This is a genomic window from Micromonospora sp. NPDC050417 (assembly GCF_044458865.1).
Classification (GTDB): domain Bacteria; phylum Actinomycetota; class Actinomycetes; order Mycobacteriales; family Micromonosporaceae; genus Micromonospora_G.
In genome coordinates, this window is record NZ_JBITIH010000010.1 from 17,944 (window position 1) to 36,603 (window position 18,660).

Annotated in this window: 21 protein-coding genes and 1 pseudogene; 8 read left to right on the top strand and 14 right to left on the bottom strand. The window is 70.7% G+C overall.

Features of this window, described 5'->3' with window-relative positions; genetic code table 11:
* Positions 1-151: 151 nt before the first annotated feature.
* On the top strand, positions 152-619 hold the full coding sequence (locus ACIBF5_RS14735; protein WP_396812080.1) for a hypothetical protein: 468 nt from the start codon (positions 152-154) through the stop codon (positions 617-619).
* A 173-nt stretch (positions 620-792) separates the two neighbouring features.
* Here the strand turns inward: ACIBF5_RS14735 and ACIBF5_RS14740 are convergent, their stop codons facing one another.
* From ACIBF5_RS14740 to ACIBF5_RS14750, 3 genes are all read right to left on the bottom strand, one after another.
* A complete protein-coding gene (locus ACIBF5_RS14740) occupies positions 793-981 on the bottom strand; it encodes a DUF397 domain-containing protein (RefSeq protein WP_396811731.1) in 189 nt (62 codons plus the stop codon).
* Positions 972-1,739 carry a DUF5753 domain-containing protein gene (locus tag ACIBF5_RS14745; protein ID WP_396811733.1) on the bottom strand — a complete coding sequence of 256 codons (768 nt, stop codon included), beginning with the start codon at positions 1,737-1,739 and terminating at the stop codon, positions 972-974. Before ACIBF5_RS14745 ends, ACIBF5_RS14740 begins: the two co-directional genes overlap by 10 nt.
* Positions 1,740-2,328: 589 nt before the next feature.
* Positions 2,329-3,198 carry a PhzF family phenazine biosynthesis protein gene (locus ACIBF5_RS14750; protein WP_396811735.1) on the bottom strand — a complete coding sequence of 290 codons (870 nt, stop codon included), beginning with the start codon at positions 3,196-3,198 and terminating at the stop codon, positions 2,329-2,331.
* Between the two features lie 33 nt (positions 3,199-3,231).
* On the opposite strand from ACIBF5_RS14750, the pseudogene ACIBF5_RS14755 reads away from it, so the two are divergent.
* The 3 genes and pseudogenes from ACIBF5_RS14755 to ACIBF5_RS14765 all read left to right on the top strand — a co-directional run.
* Positions 3,232-4,518, top strand: a pseudogene (locus tag ACIBF5_RS14755) (magnesium transporter MgtE N-terminal domain-containing protein); the annotation flags it as partial.
* Between the two features lie 103 nt (positions 4,519-4,621).
* The gene (locus tag ACIBF5_RS14760; protein WP_396811736.1) at positions 4,622-5,215 is read left to right on the top strand and encodes a DUF1003 domain-containing protein; all 594 of its coding nucleotides are present in this window, start codon (positions 4,622-4,624) and stop codon (positions 5,213-5,215) included.
* Between the two features lie 281 nt (positions 5,216-5,496).
* A complete protein-coding gene (locus ACIBF5_RS14765; RefSeq protein WP_396811737.1) occupies positions 5,497-6,648 on the top strand; it encodes an Mrp/NBP35 family ATP-binding protein in 1,152 nt (383 codons plus the stop codon).
* Positions 6,649-6,785: 137 nt separating this feature from the next.
* Here the strand turns inward: ACIBF5_RS14765 and ACIBF5_RS14770 are convergent, their stop codons facing one another.
* Both ACIBF5_RS14770 and ACIBF5_RS14775 read right to left on the bottom strand, forming a co-directional pair.
* Complete coding sequence (locus ACIBF5_RS14770) at positions 6,786-7,238, bottom strand: preprotein translocase subunit TatB (protein ID WP_396811738.1); 453 nt, start codon at positions 7,236-7,238, stop codon at positions 6,786-6,788.
* Positions 7,239-7,313: 75 nt separating this feature from the next.
* On the bottom strand, positions 7,314-8,687 hold the full coding sequence (locus ACIBF5_RS14775) for a S1C family serine protease (protein ID WP_396811740.1): 1,374 nt from the start codon (positions 8,685-8,687) through the stop codon (positions 7,314-7,316).
* 259 nt (positions 8,688-8,946) lie between these two features.
* Between ACIBF5_RS14775 and ACIBF5_RS14780 the strand changes: the two genes are divergently transcribed.
* Complete coding sequence (locus ACIBF5_RS14780) at positions 8,947-9,537, top strand: O-methyltransferase (RefSeq protein ID WP_396812082.1); 591 nt, start codon at positions 8,947-8,949, stop codon at positions 9,535-9,537.
* A gap of 10 nt (positions 9,538-9,547) precedes the next feature.
* Here the strand turns inward: ACIBF5_RS14780 and ACIBF5_RS14785 are convergent, their stop codons facing one another.
* From ACIBF5_RS14785 to ACIBF5_RS14795, 3 genes are all read right to left on the bottom strand, one after another.
* Positions 9,548-10,387, bottom strand: a complete 840-nt coding sequence (locus ACIBF5_RS14785; protein WP_396811742.1) for an MBL fold metallo-hydrolase — start codon at positions 10,385-10,387, stop codon at positions 9,548-9,550.
* Between the two features lie 138 nt (positions 10,388-10,525).
* Positions 10,526-12,082 (bottom strand): leucyl aminopeptidase family protein, encoded by a 1,557-nt coding sequence (locus ACIBF5_RS14790; protein WP_396811744.1) that lies wholly within the window; start codon positions 12,080-12,082, stop codon positions 10,526-10,528.
* Positions 12,083-12,236: 154 nt separating this feature from the next.
* Positions 12,237-12,404 carry a DUF3117 domain-containing protein gene (locus ACIBF5_RS14795; protein ID WP_007455245.1) on the bottom strand — a complete coding sequence of 56 codons (168 nt, stop codon included), beginning with the start codon at positions 12,402-12,404 and terminating at the stop codon, positions 12,237-12,239.
* Between the two features lie 190 nt (positions 12,405-12,594).
* Between ACIBF5_RS14795 and ACIBF5_RS14800 the strand changes: the two genes are divergently transcribed.
* Both ACIBF5_RS14800 and ACIBF5_RS14805 read left to right on the top strand, forming a co-directional pair.
* Positions 12,595-13,413, top strand: coding sequence for a PaaX family transcriptional regulator C-terminal domain-containing protein (locus ACIBF5_RS14800; protein ID WP_396811746.1), 819 nt, complete (start codon positions 12,595-12,597; stop codon positions 13,411-13,413).
* Positions 13,414-13,418: 5 nt separating this feature from the next.
* A complete protein-coding gene (locus tag ACIBF5_RS14805; RefSeq protein WP_396811748.1) occupies positions 13,419-14,210 on the top strand; it encodes an enoyl-CoA hydratase-related protein in 792 nt (263 codons plus the stop codon).
* Between the two features lie 72 nt (positions 14,211-14,282).
* On the opposite strand, the gene ACIBF5_RS14810 is transcribed toward ACIBF5_RS14805, so the two are convergent.
* The 4 genes from ACIBF5_RS14810 to ACIBF5_RS14825 are packed head-to-tail and all read right to left on the bottom strand — an operon-like array spanning position 14,283 to position 16,740.
* Complete coding sequence (locus ACIBF5_RS14810; RefSeq protein WP_396811750.1) at positions 14,283-14,861, bottom strand: hypothetical protein; 579 nt, start codon at positions 14,859-14,861, stop codon at positions 14,283-14,285.
* A 31-nt stretch (positions 14,862-14,892) separates the two neighbouring features.
* Positions 14,893-15,492 carry a DNA-3-methyladenine glycosylase I gene (locus ACIBF5_RS14815; protein ID WP_396811752.1) on the bottom strand — a complete coding sequence of 200 codons (600 nt, stop codon included), beginning with the start codon at positions 15,490-15,492 and terminating at the stop codon, positions 14,893-14,895.
* A gap of 46 nt (positions 15,493-15,538) precedes the next feature.
* On the bottom strand, positions 15,539-16,036 hold the full coding sequence (locus tag ACIBF5_RS14820; RefSeq protein WP_396811754.1) for an SRPBCC family protein: 498 nt from the start codon (positions 16,034-16,036) through the stop codon (positions 15,539-15,541).
* On the bottom strand, positions 16,033-16,740 hold the full coding sequence (locus tag ACIBF5_RS14825; RefSeq protein WP_396811756.1) for a DivIVA domain-containing protein: 708 nt from the start codon (positions 16,738-16,740) through the stop codon (positions 16,033-16,035). The genes ACIBF5_RS14820 and ACIBF5_RS14825 overlap by 4 nt, the downstream gene beginning before the upstream one ends.
* 130 nt (positions 16,741-16,870) lie before the next feature.
* On the opposite strand from ACIBF5_RS14825, the gene folP reads away from it, so the two are divergent.
* Complete coding sequence (folP, locus tag ACIBF5_RS14830; protein WP_396811758.1) at positions 16,871-17,740, top strand: dihydropteroate synthase; 870 nt, start codon at positions 16,871-16,873, stop codon at positions 17,738-17,740.
* A 169-nt stretch (positions 17,741-17,909) separates the two neighbouring features.
* Here the strand turns inward: folP and ndhC are convergent, their stop codons facing one another.
* Together ndhC and ACIBF5_RS14840 are read right to left on the bottom strand one after the other, a co-directional pair.
* Positions 17,910-18,290, bottom strand: coding sequence for an NADH-quinone oxidoreductase subunit A (gene ndhC, locus ACIBF5_RS14835; RefSeq protein WP_396811760.1), 381 nt, complete (start codon positions 18,288-18,290; stop codon positions 17,910-17,912).
* Positions 18,291-18,338: 48 nt separating this feature from the next.
* Positions 18,339-18,560 carry a hypothetical protein gene (locus ACIBF5_RS14840; protein ID WP_121162172.1) on the bottom strand — a complete coding sequence of 74 codons (222 nt, stop codon included), beginning with the start codon at positions 18,558-18,560 and terminating at the stop codon, positions 18,339-18,341.
* Positions 18,561-18,660 lie beyond the last annotated feature (100 nt).

Here is an 18,660-nt window from a genome sequence, read left to right on the forward strand (position 1 = left end):
CCTGTCGCGCCGGTTACCACCGGGTGTCGGCAGGGGGTGTTCGGCGACGCGCGGGCGGGGACTGGGGCAGGATGCAGGGGTGACTGAGTCAGATGGTGCGTCGACTCCCGCGACGGCGGAGGTCAGGACATCGCCACTCGTCGACGAGGCGATGAAGAAAGCCTCGATCGCCTGGGTGTCGGTCGACGGCGGGCCGGGCCTGGCGCTGTGGTGTTTACCACTGGAGGGCGGGCTCTACCTGGTGAGTGGTCCGGGCGAGCAGTCTGCCCCCGGGCTCGCTGACGCGGCCACCGCTGCCGTGACGCTCCGTGGTGACCACGGTGGGCGGATCGTCACCTGGCCGGCCGAGGTGACCCGACTCCTCCCCGGCAGCGAGCAGTGGGAGACAAACGCACCGCTGGTGGCCGCGAAACGGCTGAACGCCCCGGGCACGGCCACGGAGCTTGTCGAGCGCTGGGCTTCGGAGGGGTGCGCGCTCAACAGGCTGGCCCCGGCGGGTGTGCCGTTGGCCGAGGGTGGTTCGCTGCCGGATGCCTCGGATGCGGCGGTGCCGAGAGAGTCGCCGGCCGTACGCCAGACCCGCAAGCCGTTCCGCCTGCACCGGGTCCGCCGCCGCTGACCTGGCGCCCTCCCTCGCCTGCCCGACCCGTTCCCTGGCGTGTCCGTGCGCTGGCTCGGGCGGGTTCCCGGCGCGACTCCAAGGCGTATAGAACGCAGATCTCCTACACGGGAGAACGTGTAGCTACACGTTCTCCCGTGTAGGAACTCGACGGATTATGTGGTCGGTTTGGTTCAGTGCTGTTTGGCCAGGCCGACGAACGCGCGCCACGCGTCCGGGCTGAAGGTCAGGGTGCCGCCGTCGCGGTCCTTGGTGTCACGGACGAACACCCGGCCGGTGAGGTTGTCGGCGACCTCGACACAGTTGCCGCCGTTGGGGGTGCTCCGGGTGCTCTTGCGCCACTGGGCGCCGGTCAGATCCATGTCTCTGCCACTTCCCTGATCAACTCGACGGTCTGCTGGTGTGGCAACGCCTCGCTCCGGACGGACTCCCAGATCCGCTGGAGGGTTTCCAGGTCGCCGGCCTTCTCGATCACCTGGCCCTCCAGGTGGTCGTCCAGGTAACTGAGGCCCTGCCCGCCCGGCAGCGTGGCGAGGACAAGCGGGCCGGCGAGGCCAGGATACGCGCCGACCGCCCACGGCACGACGTGCAATCTGACCCGGGGCGACTCGGCCATCGCGAGCAGGTGCAGGAGTTGCTCCCGCATCACCGCCCGGCCGCCGACCGGGCGTCGGAGCACGGACTCGTCGAACACGGCGGTGAACATCGGCGGGTTCTCCCCGGCGAGCAGCGCCTGCCGCTCCAACCGGAGTTCGACCCGCTCCTCGACCTCGTCGTCGGTGAGCAAGGCTCCGCCCCGGAAGAGCGCGGTGGCGTAGGCCCTGGTCTGTAGCAGGCCCGGCACGATGTTCATCTCGAACGAACGGAGCGAGGTCGCCTCCCGTTCGTTCTCGACCCACGGCCGGAACCAGATCGGCCCCCGCCGCATCAGGGTCTCGGGCCAGAGTTCGCCCACCTCGCGGCCGAGGATCTGGGCGACGGCGGCCCGGGTGCCCGGGTGCGGAACCGACCCACGCGAGACCCATCTGGCGGCGGACTTGGGATCGACTCCCACCTTCGCCGCCAGCGAGTCGGCGGTTTCTCCGACCTGCACCATTGCCACCCGCAGGACGTCATTCACGCGTTACTCCTTTTCCAAAACGTTCAGGGACGTTCTTGGGTCGTTGCCATTGACATGGATGGAGTTGTTGATGAATGGAAAGCGTATCGATGACGGGGTTCGAGGTCGACCTGTTGGGCAGTCCATTGTGGCGGAAAGTTCAAGCGGGAACCGTTTCTAACGGACAGGAAAGGAGACGGGTCGATCAATAACGCAGGCTGGACCTGGACGGCAGCAGAGAGCGCAGCACCAGAAACCGTGAAACTCGACCACGGGCCGTCGTGGCCGTATCCCCGTCACCGGGCGCGGACAGCGAAGTTTCGGTCGATCTTCTCCATCAACACGACCCCTCGGCGCCCCAGCCCCATTCGCCGAGTCCACCGGTCGAGGATGCCGAGAAAGGCGACCAGGTCGTGACGTACACCTGCCAACAGGACAGGCAGCAGAGGTCGAGGAATATCGACAAAGGATGCTGCCCGACGGCCGTGCTGTGGATTCGGCCGGCCGTCCTGCCACACCCGAAACCCGTCGTCGAGAAATCCGACCTCAGAGCCCGAGACGGAACCTCGACGACCGCCTGAAGACTGACCATCGCCTACATGGAGACCGGTCAGCCGAGGAAGGGTGGGACGGCGATCTGGCCGGTGGCGATCGGCACCACCTGACCGGCGACCGTGGCGCCAAGCGCCACCCCGCCAGCCGCGGTGACCGTGCATTCGAGCAGACACGGCCGCGCGATCTCCGCGCCCTGCCGCACGGTGTACGACGACTTCCCGTCCCCGGGCAGCAGCCCACTGGTGACCAACCACACACCGAGACCCAGCGCGGCCGAACCGGTGCCCGGATCCTCCGGCACCCCGACACCGGGCGCGAAAACCCGGGCGTACGCGGTCCGCTCCTCCGGATGCCAGGCGAAGACACTGAGGTGCTCGACCCCGGCCCGTACCGCCGCCGGCGCGTTGAGCACCACCCGGGCCAGCGCATCCGGCCGGACCGAGAGGTAGGGGAACTCCAGCCCGCAGCCGGCCACTCGGGGCGCCGGGCCGACGAAATCGGTGGCGGTCAACCCGACCATCGCGAGCAGCGGCTCCACGTCCAACTCGGGGCCAAGGGTTGGTGCCGCACCGGTCACCATGGCCCGGTCACCGCTCACCTCGATCGGCAGCAGTCCCGCCCCGCACTCCTGGATCACCTGACCGGAGGCGTACCAGCCCCGCCGACCGGCGGTCACCGCGGCGCCGATACTCGGGTGCCCGGCGAAGGGCAGTTCCCGCTCGGTGGTGAAGATCCGTGCCCGGTACGTCGCCGTGGCCGCGCTCGACGGCAGCACGAAGACCGTCTCGGAAAGGTTGAACTCCCTGGCGATGAGCTGCATCTGCTCGGTCGCGAGGTGCTGCGCGTCGAAGACGACCGCGAGCGGGTTGCCGGCGAACGGACGGTCGGTGAAGACGTCCACGATCTCGTAGGCCAAGGTCGACATGTTGATAAACCCTAGGCGCATAGGCTGGATCACGTGACCACGCCGACCCGGGTGTACATCGCCCGTCTTGCCGGACTGGCTGTCTATGACCCTAACGGAGATCAGGTCGGCCGGATTCGGGATGCGGTCGCCCGACTTCGGACCACCACCCGGAACCCTCAGGTCGTCGGGCTGGTGGCGGAGCTGGCGATGCGTCGGCGCATCTTCCTCTCGATCAACTGGATCACCACGATCGACGCCGAGTCGGTGCTGTTGGCCAGCGGCACGCTCAACCTGCGCCGATTCGAGAAACGCCCGAACGAGCTGCTGGTGCTGGAAGACCTGCTTGACCGGCGGGTGACGATCGAACCGTCCAGCCGGCCCGGCATCGTGGTCGACGTGGCGATGGAGTCCAACCGCCAGGGCGAGTGGTCACTGACCCGAGTCGCGGTACGAGAGCAGACCAGCCGGCTCAGCCGTCGCGGGCACCTGCACCAGCTCGACTGGGAACGGGCGGGCGGCCTGCTCGGGCTGCCCGAGACCCGGGGTACCGCCAACCTGCTCTCGGTGCTGGAGAACATGCGCCCGGCCGACCTCGCCAACGCGTTGCAGGACCTGCCGGACGCCCGCCGCAACGAGGTGGCTGCCGCACTCGACGACGCGCGCCTGGCCGACGTACTCGGCGAACTGCCCGAACACGACCAGGTGGAGATCCTGGCAGGGCTGGACCGGGAGCGGGCCGCCGACGTGCTGGAGGAGATGGATCCGGACGACGCCGCCGACCTGCTCAACGAGCTGCCACCGCCGGAGCAGGACATGCTGCTGGACATGATGGAGCCGGACGAGGCCGACCCGGTCCGTCAGCTCCTGAAATACCAACCCGGTACGGCCGGCAGCCTGATGACCTCCGAACCGGTGATCATGCCGCCGGACGCCACCGTCGCCGAGGCACTGGCCCGCATCCGCGATCCGCACCTCTCTCCGGCGATCGCCGCCCAGATCTTCGTCGTACGCCCGCCGATGGCGACGCCGACCGGCCGCTACCTCGGTATGGTGCACTTCCAACGACTGCTCCGTGAACCCCCGGCGGCGCTGGTCGGCAACATGCTGATCAACGACATCGACCCCTTGCAGCCGACCACTCCGATGCCCGAGGTCACCCGCCGGATGGCCACCTACGACCTGGTCGCCTTTCCCGTGATCGACGCGGCGAGTCGGCTGGTCGGGGCGGTCACCGTGGACGACGTACTCGATCATTCGCTGCCGACCGACTGGCGCGAGCGGGAGCCGACGGCGAGTACGGCCGGCCCGACCGGACGGGCCGCCGGCGGCGGCAACGGAAGCAGGGACACGAACAGGATCGGCGGGGGCGCAGGCGGGGGCGGCGGCAACGGCGGCGGGGCGGGTCACGGCCGAGCCAACGGGCGCGGATCGGGCGGCGACGATGAGTGAACCCCGCCGGATGGAGCGGCTCGACCAGCCGCGCGAGCCCCGTCGGCTGCGCCTGCCCCGATTCGACCCGGAGGCGTTCGGCCGCTGGTCCGAGGGGATCGCGCGGTACATGGGTACGGCGAACTTCATCGTCTACATGACCGTGGTGATCGCGATCTGGCTCGCCTGGAACACGCTCGCCCCCCGGGAACTGCGCTTCGACCCGTACACCTTCACGTTCCTGACCCTGCTGTTGTCGTTGCAGGCGTCGTACGCCGCGCCGTTGATCCTGCTGGCGCAGAACCGGCAGGCGGCCCGGGACCGGCTCGCCGCCGAGGAGGACCGGCGGCGCGCGGCTCTACAGAAGGCGGACACCGAGTATCTGGCACGGGAGATCGCCGCCCTGCGGATCGCCCTGGGCGAGGTGGCGACCCGCGACTTCCTCCGCTCGGAGCTGAGCCGGTTGGCCGAGGAGCTGGACGAACACGCGCACCGCCGGCAGCGGTTGGAGCAGCGGCAGTACCGCAAGGACCGGCAGCAGGTCTCGGGTCGGCCGATGCCGGCAGAACGGATCGAGGAGCCGCTCGACGAACTCGACGCGGAATAAACCCGGAACGGCGACGCGTACGGGACCGGAACGGCGACCGTGAACAGGCCGGAAAAGGGGCCGCGCGCCTCAAGGGGCTAGGCGCGCGGCGTACCTCGTCGATGGTTACACCCGGACCGCCAGGTCGTCCACCCTCAAATCCGCGCACCCGTGTCCCTCGGCCGGACCGGCCCGCCCTGTCTGCCCGTTAGGAAGGGCCCCCTCCTATACAAAAAGCGATAACAAGGGACCCTTCCTTACACCTCGTCGGGGCGGACGCTGCGCGACGTACCATGGCGGTCATGTCAGCACCAGTCAGCACCGTCGAGGAAGCGGTTCAGGCCGCCCTGGCCACCGTCGACGACCCGGAGATCCGCCGGCCCATCACGGAGCTCGGCATGGTGCGCTCCGCCGTGGTCGGCCCGGACGGTCTCGTACGCGTCGAGCTTCTGCTCACCGTGGCCGGCTGTCCGCTGAGGGACAAGCTTCGTACGGACATCACCGCCGCCGTCGGCGCGGTTCCCGGCGTGACCGGGGTGGAGATCGACTTCGGGGTGATGACCCCGGAACAGCGGCAGTCGCTCCAGCAGCGACTGCGTGGCGGCGGTCCCGCCGCCGAGGAGCCGGTGATCCCGTTCGCCCAGGCCGGGAGCCGGACCCGGGTGTACGCGGTGGCGAGCGGCAAGGGTGGGGTGGGCAAGTCGAGCGTCACGGTGAACCTGGCCGCCGCGCTCGCCGCCAAGGGTCTGAACGTGGGTGTGGTCGACGCCGACATCTACGGCCACTCGGTGCCCCGGATGCTCGGTACGGAGGCCCGCCCGACCCGGGTCGAAGACATGATCATGCCGCCCCAGTCGCACGGGGTGAAGATCATCTCGATCGGCATGTTCACCGACGGCAACGCCGCAGTGGTCTGGCGGGGGCCGATGCTGCACCGGGCGTTGCAGCAGTTCCTGGTCGACGTCTACTGGGGCGACCTGGACGTGCTCCTGCTCGACCTGCCGCCGGGCACCGGCGATGTGGCCATCTCCCTGGCCCAGTTGCTGCCCAATGCCGAGATCCTGGTGGTCACCACGCCGCAGACCGCCGCCGCCGAGGTGGCGGAGCGGGCCGGGGCGATCGCCCTCCAGACGCATCAGCGCCTGGTCGGCGTGGTCGAGAACATGTCCTGGCTGGAACTGCCCGACGGGTCGCGGATGGAGGTCTTCGGCGCCGGCGGTGGCACCGCCGTGGCCGAGTCCCTGACCCGGGTGGTCGGCGCGCAGGTGCCGCTGCTGGGTCAGATCCCGCTCGACACCCGGGTCCGCGAGGCCGGTGACCGGGGTACGCCGATCGTGCTCGCCGAGCCGACCGCACCCGCCGCGGTGGCCCTGAACGCGGTCGCCGACCGGCTTGCGGTCCGCCGGGAGTCCCTGCTCGGCAAGCCGCTGGGCCTGCGTCCCGCCGGTCGCTGAGCGGCTCCGCGATGGTCTAGGGGGCTCGGTGCCGCGCGCCACCAGCGGGCCTACCGGCGAGTCCCACCGATACGAGAAGGTCCCGTCCACCGGCATCCGGTGGGCGGGACCTTTGTGTGCCGGGGCGGAAGTCCGGGTCAGGTGGCGTCGTCGTACGAGCGCGCCTGCGGGGCGGCGGCCGTGGTGGTGCCGTTGACCGCCGAGGGGGCGGTGTCGGCGCCGTTCACGCCCGAGGCGCGGGAGCCGGAGCGCAGGTCCGTGGCGGCGGCCACGTCCTTCAGATCGTCGTGTACGCCGCTGATGTCGGACTTGACCGAGTCGTAGAGCCCCTGTAGCGGCTTGCGGAGCGCCGCCTCGTCGTCCTCGCTGAGCAGGTGCTTACGGATGAACGCCTTCGGGTGCAGATCCTCAAGCTGGATGTCGGTGCCCAGCTCACGGCTCAGGTCACCGGTGGCGTTGCTCGCCATCTGGCGCAGGTTGCGCAGCATCCGCAGGCCATCGTTGATCACGTTGGGCAGCTTGTCACCGAAGATCAGCAGCGCCAGGAGCAACAGCGCGCCGATCTCCCACCAGTTCAGGTTGTCGAACACCCCGCCGCCTCCTCGTACCGGTCCAGGGCAAGACTACGCACGCGAGGGGCGGATCCGGCAGGGGGTGCGGAAGACCTACTTGGCATCTGCGGCGAGAGTCACTGAGGCCTTCTGCCGATCGGTGCCGCGCCGGTACTCGACGGTCACCACCGCTCCCGGTGGGTATTTGCGCACCAAAGCGATCAAATCAGTTGGTTCTTCCAGCACCCGCCCGTCCAACCGGAACAGCACGTCACCGGTTCGCAGACCAGCCCCGGCCGCCGGCCCCGCCGGGTCGACCATGGCGATGCGTACGCCGCCCTCCTGACCGACCCCCACCCCACTGACCTGGGCACCGATCACCGTACGGCGCGCCTTGCCGGTGTCGATCAACTCCTGGGCAACCCGCTTCGCCTGGTTGATCGGGATGGCGAAGGCGAGCCCGATGTTGCCGGCCGCCGACTCGTCCACCGCCAACGACTTGATCACCGAGTTCACGCCGATCACCCGCCCCGCGCCGTCCACCAGTGGCCCACCGGAATTGCCCTGGTTGACCGCCGCGTCGGTCTGGATCGCCGCGTAGTACCGCACCTGCCCACCCGGCTCACCCGCGCTGATCGTACGGTCGAGGGCGCTCACGATCCCCGCCGTCACGGTGTTGGCGAGCGCCAGCGGCGTGCCGAACGCCAACACCGGGTCGCCGACCGCAATCGACTCCGAGTCACCGAACTCGACCGGCGTCAGCCCCGACCGGGACACCTTGATCACCGCGAGGTCCGACTCCGGATCCTTGCCCACCAGCGTCGCGGACTCGGTCGACCCGTCGTTGAAGACCACCGTCGCCCGGCCGGTGCTCGCCTCGACCACATGATCGTTGGTGATCACGTAACCGTCGGCGGTCACCACGAAACCCGAGCCGACGCTCGAACCACCACCACCGTTCACCCGTACCGTGACCACGCTCGGCGCCAGCCGCTGGGCGACCCCGGCCAACGTGTCCGGCCTACGCTGCACCACGGCCGGCGCCTCACCGCCCTGGCTGCCGAGCACCGTGCTGCTGCCGCCAGCCCCGTTCCGGGCCGCGAAGGCGAACCCGAGCGCGCCCCCGAGCGCCCCGGCGAGCAGCGCGGTGACGAGGGTGACCACGAAGACCGGAGCCGTCGCCCGGCGGCGCGGGGCGTCCGGGTCGGTGACCGGCTCAGGCAGCATCGCCACGCCGAGAGGTGGCGCCTGGACCACGACCGCGGTCGGCGTCTGCGGATTCCGCCACGGATCGTGCAGGGCGTCGGACCACCAGGCGGAGGGCGCCGGGCCTCCGACACCACCAGGTCCCGCTGACGAGCCCGCCGACGGACCCGCGTGCGGCGGCACATTCGCCGTCGTCGGGGTCCCGTCGGGCTGGCGCCAGTTCCAGCCGTCGGTCACGTTCGGTGCCCTCCCAGTCCGTCCCGGAAATCGGGTGGCCGACATGACGGCGTGGGCCGTCCTCCGGTCGGGCGCGCGGATTTCCGCCTCCAGGATTGCACGGATAGCCGGGGTGCAGTCAGTGGTTGGGTCCGTCGTGGACTCCGAACCGGTGGGACGCTGTCGGTCGGGGACCGCCGCCCTTAGGCTCATACCGCAACCGCCCCTGTCCACCCTCGCCGCTTCGCGGAGGTGCCCCATCGCCATGGTCGATCGGTCAGTCACCACGATGACCGCCCAGGCACTCGGATTCACCGAGGCGTACGTGGCCGAGGACCTCGTCCTCCAAACCGCCCGCAGTCTGGCCCGAGAGGTCGGTCTGCCCGCGATCACACCCGGCGCGGGCGCCGCTCTCCGGCTCCTGGCCGCCGCCGGCAGCGCCCGTTCGGTGGTGGAGATAGGCACCGGCACCGGGGTCAGCGGGCTCTGGCTGCTGCGCGGGATGCGCCCTGACGGCGTACTCACCACGATCGACGTCGAGGTCGAACACCAGCGCATCGCCCGACGCATCTTCCAGGAGGCGGGTTTTCCGGCCGGGCGTACCCGGATCATCACCGGCCGGGCACTCGACGTGCTGCCGCGGCTGGCCGACGGCGTATACGACCTGATCTTCGCCGACACCGACGCGACCGAGTACAGCGCCTGTGTCGAAGCGGCGCTGCGGCTGCTCCGCCCCGGCGGCGCGCTGGTGCTGCACGGTGCGCTGGCCGGTGGTCGAATCAGCGATCCGGCCGCCCGTGACCTGACCACCGTCACCGTCCGCGAGATCGTCAAGGCCGTACGTGAGTCCGAGGACTGGATTCCCGCCCTGCTTCCCGCCGGGGAGGGTCTGCTCGCCGCGATCAAGCGAGGATGACCGGCCAGGGCTACTCCTTCACCGCCCTGGCGGAATCCCAGAGAACACCCTTGTTCACCCGGTCGGGATAACGCGCCAGCATCGCCTCGTACAGGTCGAGGGCGCTGTTCGTCCGCGCCACCTCGGCCTCGAAATCCTGGATGTAGGTCCGGGTCTCCTCGATGATCTCGGGTCCGTCTCCGGCACCGTCCCGCTTGTGCCCGGCGACCACGTTGACCGGGTGGAGCGACTCGACGGTGTCCAGCGCGTCGAGCCAGGCCCGGCCGCGACCGCCCCCGGATTCACCGAGATGAAGGTGTACGTCGTTGTAGACGGCGTCACCGGCGACGACGAGCCCGATGGTGGGGACATAGAGGGCGGTGGTGTCGTCGGTGTCGCTGTGGCCCAGCTCGACCGCGACCAGCCGCTCACCCTCCAGCAGGAGCGCGTGGTCCGACATCGGCTCGGCCATCACCAGCCGCTCGGGAAGCTGGCCCGGGAAGCGGCTCCGCCAGTAGTCGATCTGCTGCTGGCCGCAGAGCCGCCGCAACCGCTCGACCACCCGGACGGTGGCGACCAACCTCGCCTCCGGAAAACGGTCCAGCAGCACCGACGCGCCGAAGAAGTGGTCCCCGTGGCCGTGCGTGATGTAGATCGTGGTGAGGTTCCTGCCCGTGGCCGCCACAAAGTCGGCGAGGTGCCGCCCCTCCTCGGCCGTCATCAGCGCATCCACCAGGACCGCGTCCCGGTCGCCATAGATCAACGTGGCAGTGGTGGGAGACCATTTCCGCTCCGTCTCGCCCGGCGGTGGGCTGTCGGAGACGACCGGTTTGGGCGGCGCGATGAAGGTGGAGTATTCGAGCGAAGCCATCTTGTCCCCCGGGTTGTCCCGCCACTGCGGCGCCGAAGCCGACCCACCACCCCCACATAACCACCCGGGGGACGTTCCTCGTGGGGCAACCCGATCACACCGCCCGATCGATCGGTACGGCGGCGGGACAACAGGGGACTACTCCAGCCCGCCCAACCAGCGCAGCAGCGTACGCACGCCGTAGCCGGTGGCGCCCTTGGCGAGCACACCGTCGTTGCCCTCGGCCCAGGAGGGCGCGGACATGTCGACGTGCACCCAGCGGTCCCGCAGTGGGCCGGTGAACTCGCGCAGGAAGAGCGCGGCGGTCACCGAGCCGGCGCCGGCGGCCGGGGCGCTGTAGAGGTCGGCGATGTCGCTGCCGAGGTACTCGACGTAGTCGTTCGGCAGCGGCATCCGCCAGGCCAGCTCACCGGCCTCGCGGCCCGCGTCGATCAGCGCCTGCGCCAGCTCGTCGTTCTCGCTGTAGAGCGCGCTGTGCCGCTTGCCGAGCGCGACCGCGTTGGCACCGGTGAGGGTGGCGATGTCGACGAGCAGGTCCGGGGCGAGCTGGTCGACCGCGTACGCGAGCGCGTCGGCGAGCACCAGCCGCCCCTCCGCGTCGGAGTTGGTCGTCTCGCTGGTGAGGCCGCCGTAGTGGCGGACCACGTCGCCGGGGCGGAACGCCGAACCGCTGACCATGTTCTCGGCGAGCGGGGCGAGGGCGGTGATCCGTACCGGCAGCCGGAGCGCGGCGGCGCCGATGGTGGCCGCGAGGATGGCGGCGGCACCGGCCATGTCCTTGCGCATCAGCTTCATCGCGTCCCGGGGCTTGATCGAGATGCCGCCGGTGTCGAAGGTGATGCCCTTGCCGACCAGGACCACGTGGGTCCGGGCATCCGCCGGCTGCCAGCCGAGTTCCACCATCCGGGGGCCGGTGGCGGAGCCGCCGCCGACGGCCAGGATGCCGCCGAAACCCTCCTCAGCGAGCTGCTCCGGGTCGCGGACCCGGACGCGCAGTTCGGGATACTCGGCAGCGGCGGCGACGATCTGGTCGGCGAGCCACTCGGGGGACTTCACCGAGGACGGGGTGTTGGTCAGGTCGCGGGCCAGCCGGGTGGTCCGGGCGGTCACCCGAGCCAGGTGCAGAGCCGCCTGGTGGGCGTCCGGATCGGCGACCGCGACCAGCACCTCGTCGAGTTCTGCGCCGCGGTCGGCGGCCTCCTCCCGCTCCGGCAGACGGAACCGGTACGAGGCGAGCCAGAGCCCTTCGGCGAGACCGCGTACGGCTTCCGTCCCGGCATCGGACGGCATCGCTATAGTGATCGAAGTCTCACGCCCGGCGGTACGCGCGATCGCCGCCCCGGCCGCCCGCCAACCGGCCTCGTCCCCGGCGCCGACCCCGACGAGCAGGAGCCGGCCGGGTTCACGCAACGCCCGGACCGTCAGGTGGCTCGCACCGGCGGCGCCGGTCAGCTCGACCAGTGGCAGCAACGCGTTCGCTTCGGCCAACAGGTCGGCCGGCACGGCGAGCGAGGTCGGTGGCACCTCCGCGACCGGGGTGGCCCCGGAGCCCGACTCGGGAGTGTCCGGATTCGCACTGTCGGGCCGGGAGTCGTCAACGGGCCGGGGGTCGTCGACGGACGGGGTGACCGGTCGTACCGGCAGGACAAGGACGTCGAACCCGGTGGGATCGGCGACGAGACGGATGCTGAGCACGCCGACCGTACCTCCAGTAGATCTTCGATTGGTGCGGCCGGCGCGCTGCTGGGAGCGCGCTGAGGCCGGTGTAACGGGTCGGGCCACCGGCGCCGCCGGTGGCCCAGATGGAAGGAGGCCCGGGCACGCGGCGCGCCCGGGCCTCCTTCATCACTCAGCCCGCGGCGGCCTTCAGCGCGTCACCGAGCGCGTTGGCCTCGTCTGGAGTCATCTCGACGACGAGCCGGCCACCACCCTCCAGCGGAACCCGCATGACGATGCCCCGGCCCTCCTTGGTGACTTCCAGCGGACCGTCGCCCGTCCGCGGCTTCATCGCCGCCATGTTGTCTCCCCTCAGACCTTCACCAGGGTCGGTGGGTTGCCCCACATCCACTTCGTCGACATCACCGCGCTCACGGCCCGCGGTGCCGACCTACGATTTTCCCTGATGAACACCGCCGGACCCAAACTGAACCAGCAAGGCTGTAACAGCGTCTAGCATATCTTGCGAGAGGCTGTCACAATGTGCGGTCATGCAGGCACGGTCGGCACTCTTCGACCTGTACGGCGACTATCTGCGCGCCCGAGGTGGCCGCGCACCGGTCGCCGCCCTGGTCAAGCTTCTCGCACCGCTCGGGATCGCGCCACCGGCGGTACGGACGGCAGTCTCCCGCATGGTCCGTCAGGGCTGGCTCTATCCGGCCCGGCTGAACTCCGGCCCCGGTTATCTGCTGAGCCCCAAGGCCAACCGGCGGTTGGACGAGGCCGCCAGTCGAATCTACCGCACCGGCAAGATCGGCTGGGACGGACGGTTCGATCTGATCGTCCTGCGACCGCCACCGGCCCGCCGGGACCGCCAGCGGCTCGACACCAGCCTGGCCTTTCTCGGCTACGGCATGCTCGACGAGCAGACCTGGGTCGCCCCCCGTCCCGGCGAGGAGGTGGACACGATGCTCACCGAGGCCGGTGTCCACTACGAGCGCTTCTCCGCCGCCCACGCCGCCGGTACGCCGGGCGCGATGGGGCTGGTCCGCCGCGCCTGGGACCTTGACGAGATCGGCCGGGCGTACGAGGGATTCATTGCCGAACAGCGGGCGTCGCTCGGCGCGGTGACCGTACGCAGCGACGACGAGGCCGCGTACGCTGCCCGCTTCCGCCTCGTGCACGCCTGGCGTACCTTCCTCTTTCGGGACCCGCAGCTACCCCCGGCGCTCCTGCCGGAACGGTGGCCCGGCACCAGCGCGGCCGTCTTCTTCGACCGGCACGCCGCCCGCCTGCGTCCCGCCGCCGACCGCTACGTCGAGCACTGCCTCGACGCCAGCGGCAAGGTTCTCCGACAGAAGGGCCCGTAGAAATCGTGACCGAGCCGTTGCTCATCGAGCGCGCCGACGCCGTCGTCACCCTGACCCTCAACCGCCCCGAGGCGATGAACGCGCTCAACAACCCTCTCAAGGAGGCGTTGCGCGACACGCTGGCGATGCTGGAGACCGACCGCAGCTGTCGCGCGGTGGTGCTGGCGGGCGCGGGGCGTGCCTTCTGCGCCGGTCAGGACCTGCGGGAACACGTCGAGACGCTGCGTACCGGCCGGACTGACCCGCTGAGCACCGTACGGGCCCACTACAACCCGATCGCCGCCCGGCTGGGCAACCTGCCCAAACCGGTGGTGGCCGCCGTACGCGGCAATGCCGCCGGCGCGGGTGCCTCGCTTGCCTTCCTCGCCGACTTCCGGGTCGGTGGCCCCAGCACCAGCTTCCTGATGGCCTTCGCCAAGGTCGGGCTCGCCGCCGACACCGGCGCCTCCTGGTCACTGCCCCGCCTCGTCGGGCACGCCAAGGCGGTCGAGCTGCTGATGCTCGCCGAACCGGTGACGGCGGCCGAGGCGGACCGACTGGGCCTGCTCACCAAGCTGGTCGACGACGACGAGAACGTGCTGCCCGCCGCTCAGGAACTCGCCGCCCGGCTGGCCGCCGGACCGACCGTGGCGTACGGGGCGATCAAGCGGCAGCTCTCCGTCGGCGACGCCGGCACACTCTCCGAGGCGCTCGCCGCCGAGGCCCAGGCGCAGTCGATCTGCGGCGCGACCGAGGACCACCGCTCGGCCACGGACGCCTTCGTCAACAAGCAGCGACCGGTCTTCGTCGGTCGCTGAACCCGTCCGCGCGGCGGGCCGGTCGTCTCGCCCGCCCGCCGCCGGTCGTCGCCGACTGCCCCGTGGACCGGATCAGTCGTCGTCCTCTTCCGGATCCTGGTTCGCCTCGGCACCGAGCACGAACGCCTGCATGGCCAGTTCGTTGCCGGCGGGTGAGACGAACGCGGGCAGTTCCTGTGGTCCCAGCTCCCGCACGTACGACCAGAAGAGCGCGACCGCCTCGGCGGGCGTGGCCGCCTCGATCGGCAGGTCCAGGCTGACCAGCCAGGTACTGCGGGCGGGCGCCGGCCCCATCCGGTCGGCCAGCGTCCGGTAGGTCTCCTGGTCGACCGGGGTCAGCGGTCCGGCGAGGCTGAGCCCGTCGACCTCAGCCGGGCTGTCGAAGACCCGCCGGGTGTACGTCACCGTGAGCGACCCGGCATCGTCCGCCGCCAACGGATCGTCCGGGTCCTGTGCCGGGCCGCCCCCGGACGGACCGATCCGCCCCAGCGCCACCAGAAGCGGGTCGTCACCGTCCCGCAGCACCAGCACCGGGTCGCCGCTGAGTGGTCGGTGTCGCCCGTCGAGTCCGCTGAACTCCAGCGTGTCGTGGTGGAAGAGCCGCTCGGACTCGTACCGCTCGTCGCTGATGACCACCGCCCAGGCGCTCATGCCCTCGCCTCGTTCCACTGCCCCATGGCTCCTATCCCATCACGGTCTGTCCGGCGGCTCGGAACGACCGGGCATGGCAACCGACGAGGTGGTCGTCGACCATGCCGGTGGCCTGCATCAACGCGTACGCCGTGGTCGGTCCGACGAACCGGAAGCCGCGCTTCTTGAGCGCCTTCGCCAGGGCGGTGGACTCGGGGGTGTGCGCCGGCACCTCGACGAAGGAGCGTGGGCCGGCCGGGCGGACCGGACCGGCAAAGCTCCAGAGCAGCGCGCTGAGCCCGTCGGGGAGGTCGAGCGCGGCACGGGCGTTGTTGACGGCCGCCTCGATCTTGCTGCGATTACGGACAATTCCGGCGTCTCCCAGTAGCCGTAGGACGTCCGACTCGTCGTAACCAGCCACGGTTTCCAGGTGGAACCGGTCGAACGCGGCCCGGAACGCCTCCCGCTTGCGGAGAATGGTCAGCCAGGAGAGCCCGGACTGGAACGCCTCCAGGGTGAGCCGCTCGAACAGGGCGTCGTCGCCGCGCAGCGGGCGTCCCCACTCCCGGTCGTGGTACGTCGCGTAGTCGGGCGTGCTCGCGCCCCAGCCGCACCGGGCCAGCCCGTCCGCACCGATCACCAGATCCGTCACGGTCACTACCGTAGGGCAGCGCGACAGCTTGGCGCCAACGCCGTGATCAGGGCAACTGCCCGCTCTCGACCAGCCGGGCGAACCGCTTCAGAGCCTGGCCGAGACTGAACTTCGAGCCGGGCCAGAGCAGCGGCCAGGCCCACCGGCCCGCCGTACCGCCGGGAAGGTGGAACCACTCGTGCCAGACCACCTGGGTCCGGTTGCGCTCCATCGGAGTGCAGCGCAACACGCCGGGGCCACGAAGCAGAAGCCCACAGTGGACCACTCGCAGCTCGTACGGGGCATCGACCCGGACCACCCGCATCTCGTCGCGCAGCACCGCCGGACCGACGGTGGTCACCGCCTCGACGAGACTTCCTTCGCCCCCGTCGCCCCGCACTACCCGGACCCGGGTGAACGGAATCCAGTCGGACTGCCGCTCCCAGGCGATGAAACCGGCAAAAACCGTCGCCGCCGGGGCCCGTACGATCACCGTAGCGGTGACCTCGCCGGCACCCGGTTGCGCGACATCCTCGCAGCCGTCCGGTGTCTCCGGCCCGGTCACCCGCGCTCCGTCCGCAGCGCCGGGCCGCCGCTGTCGGCCGGTACCGAAGCCGGCGCCTCCTCCGTGTCGGTCTCCCCGGCCAGGTCGGCCTCCCCGGTCTTCGCGGTCTCCCCGGTCTTCGCGGTCTCCCCGGTCTTCGCGGCCGGCTCCGATGACGTCTTCAGGTCTCGGCCCGTGGACGCGGGTGCGGGAGGTGTCGGGTCCGACGCCGGTACGGGAGGTGTCGGGTCCGACGCCGGTGTGGCCGGGCCGGAGGCCGTCGGCGACACCGAGGCGGCGGCGACACCGGCATCGCCGGTTGCGGGCGGCTCGGATGCGTCGCCGGCGGTGCCGACAGTGGCCGGAGCGAGCGCGGCCACCCGGGCCTGACGCAGGGCGTCGGCGTCCGCGTTACGACCCTCGCGCAACGCCTCCACCTCCGCCTCCAGTACGCCGATCAGCTCGTCCTTGTAGCCGATGTCGTAGGCCGCCCGCTGGAACGCCTGGTCGACCTGGCTCATCCGGTACCCGCGCAGCGCGGTGTCGAACCGCAGCTCACTCACATCGGACTCCGCCAATGGACGACTGGTCGGCAGAGGCACCGCGCGGCCGTCCGGTTCGGCCTGCACCATGCCGGGATCGCCCCCGGTGAGCAGCACGGTTACCCCGAAAACGACCGCTGCGGCGGTCAACGCCACCACCAGGAGGAGGAGAAACTGGCCCATAGTAAGGATCGTGTCACGACCGGACCGGGCGGGCGACCCCGCCACCCCGCCCTACTCCCGTCGCACCCCGGTCCGCCACATCCGGCTAGCGTCGTGGCGATCGGCGACCGGACGAGAGGGAGGTTCTGCGATGGAGCGGACGCTACGGCTGGGCGGGCAGGTCTTCCCCCCGGGTGACCTGGTCGTCATGGCGATCGTGAACCGTACGCCCGACTCGTTCTTCGACCGGGGGGCGACCTTCGCCGCGGACGCCGCACTGCGGGCGGTCGAGCAGGCGGTGTCCGAGGGGGCAAGGATCATCGACATCGGCGGGGTGAAGGCGGGCCCCGGGGCGGAGGTCGGGGTCGCCGAGGAGATCCGCCGTACGGTGGCCACCATCGCCGCCGTACGGGCCGCCTTCCCCGACGTGGTGATCTCGATCGACACCTGGCGGGCGGAGGTGGCGATCGAGGCCGTCGCCGCCGGCGCGGACCTGCTCAACGACACCTGGTCCGGGGCCGACCCGACGCTCGCCCAGGTCGCCGCCGACACCGGTACGGGACTGGTCTGCTCGCACGCCGGTGGGCTCAGCCCTCGTACCCGGCCGCACCGGGCGGCCTTCGACGACGTGGTGGACGACGTCGTCTCGACTGTCACCCGGCTCGCCGACCGCGCAGTCGCCCTCGGCGTGCGCCCGGACGGGATCCTGATCGACCCGGCGCACGACTTCGGCAAGAACACCCGTCATTCGCTGGAGGTGACCCGGCGGCTCGGGGAGATGACCGCGACCGGCTGGCCGGTGCTGGTAGCCCTGTCGAACAAGGATTTCATCGGCGAGACCCTGGACCTGCCGGTCGACGAACGGCTGGAGGGGACGCTCGCGGCGACCGCCGTCTCGGCCTGGCTCGGGGCCCGGGTGTTCCGGGCCCATCAGGTACGTCAGACCCGTCGGGCCCTCGACATGGTCGCCTCGATCCGAGGCGACCGTCCGCCGACCGTCTCCCGCCGCGGCCTCGCCTGACACCTCGCCCACCCCGCACTCGCCCCGCGCCGCCGCGCTGCGCCCCGCACTCGCCCCGCCCCGCCGCGCCGCGTCGCGTCGCGCCGCGTCGCGTCGCGCGCCCGTCGAGGATGTTAGGAGGGGGCCCTTCCTCTACCGAAAGCGATAACAAGGGGCCCTTCCTTACCCCTCAGTCGCTCCAGCGGAGGATGTTCTTGCGCCAGGCGTAGAGGATGCCGAGCGCCAGCACCGCGACGAAGATCGCCATTTCGACCACCGTCACCAGGCCGAAACCGGGCCGGTCGAAGACGACCGCCCAGGGGAAGAGGAAGACCGCCTCCACTGCGAAGAGCACGTAGAGGTAGGCGTAGACGTAGTAACGGATCTGGACCTGGGCCCAGCCGCTGCCGACCGGGTCGACACCGCTCTCGTAGGTCGTCCGCTTTCCGGGCGGGTCCGCGGGGTGCGCGGGTCGGAGCAGCCGGTTTGCCGAGAACGCGCCGACGAAGACCAGGACGCTGGCGAGCAACAGGAGCCCGAGCGTCGCGTACGACCCGAGGTAGCCGCTCATGGGCGGGAGCCTACCCGTACCACCGGGCTGGCGCGGTTCGCCCGCGTCTCATGCGCCGGCACGCAGCAGCCGGCGCCGGGTGCCGTACCTGCGTCGCACCTCCCGGGTGCTGACGCCGAGGGCCGTCGCGATCTGTGCCCACTCCAGGCCGGCGTTGCGGGCCCGTCGCACCTGGAGGGCCTCGGCCCGCTCGGCGTCCCGGCGAAGGTCTCCGGCGGCACGCAACGCGCGCCTCGGGTCGTCGGCGGAGTCCTGTGCGACCACAGCCATATGGATCACCTTTCCATCGTCGTCAACATACGTTGACGATATCCCCGAGCGTCAACACACGCTGACGCGCGCCACACGCTCGTTACGCATTTGTTCCGCG

What these genes read in the sequence shown, in the direction of transcription:
- ACIBF5_RS14735 (WP_396812080.1), top strand. Translation starts at nt 152, where the DNA reads ATGAAGAAAGCCTCGATCGCCTGGGTGTCGGTCGACGGCGGGCCGGGC.
- ACIBF5_RS14740 (WP_396811731.1), bottom strand. Translation starts at nt 981, where the DNA reads ATGGATCTGACCGGCGCCCAGTGGCGCAAGAGCACCCGGAGCACCCCC.
- ACIBF5_RS14750 (WP_396811735.1), bottom strand. Translation starts at nt 3,198, where the DNA reads ATGTCGACCTTGGCCTACGAGATCGTGGACGTCTTCACCGACCGTCCG.
- ACIBF5_RS14760 (WP_396811736.1), top strand. Translation starts at nt 4,622, where the DNA reads ATGAGTGAACCCCGCCGGATGGAGCGGCTCGACCAGCCGCGCGAGCCC.
- ACIBF5_RS14765 (WP_396811737.1), top strand. Translation starts at nt 5,497, where the DNA reads ATGTCAGCACCAGTCAGCACCGTCGAGGAAGCGGTTCAGGCCGCCCTG.
- ACIBF5_RS14775 (WP_396811740.1), bottom strand. Translation starts at nt 8,687, where the DNA reads ATGTCGGCCACCCGATTTCCGGGACGGACTGGGAGGGCACCGAACGTG.
- ACIBF5_RS14785 (WP_396811742.1), bottom strand. Translation starts at nt 10,387, where the DNA reads ATGGCTTCGCTCGAATACTCCACCTTCATCGCGCCGCCCAAACCGGTC.
- ACIBF5_RS14795 (WP_007455245.1), bottom strand. Translation starts at nt 12,404, where the DNA reads ATGGCGGCGATGAAGCCGCGGACGGGCGACGGTCCGCTGGAAGTCACC.
- ACIBF5_RS14800 (WP_396811746.1), top strand. Translation starts at nt 12,595, where the DNA reads ATGCAGGCACGGTCGGCACTCTTCGACCTGTACGGCGACTATCTGCGC.
- ACIBF5_RS14810 (WP_396811750.1), bottom strand. Translation starts at nt 14,861, where the DNA reads ATGAGCGCCTGGGCGGTGGTCATCAGCGACGAGCGGTACGAGTCCGAG.
- ACIBF5_RS14825 (WP_396811756.1), bottom strand. Translation starts at nt 16,740, where the DNA reads ATGGGCCAGTTTCTCCTCCTCCTGGTGGTGGCGTTGACCGCCGCAGCG.
- folP (WP_396811758.1), top strand. Translation starts at nt 16,871, where the DNA reads ATGGAGCGGACGCTACGGCTGGGCGGGCAGGTCTTCCCCCCGGGTGAC.
- ndhC (WP_396811760.1), bottom strand. Translation starts at nt 18,290, where the DNA reads ATGAGCGGCTACCTCGGGTCGTACGCGACGCTCGGGCTCCTGTTGCTC.
- ACIBF5_RS14840 (WP_121162172.1), bottom strand. Translation starts at nt 18,560, where the DNA reads ATGGCTGTGGTCGCACAGGACTCCGCCGACGACCCGAGGCGCGCGTTG.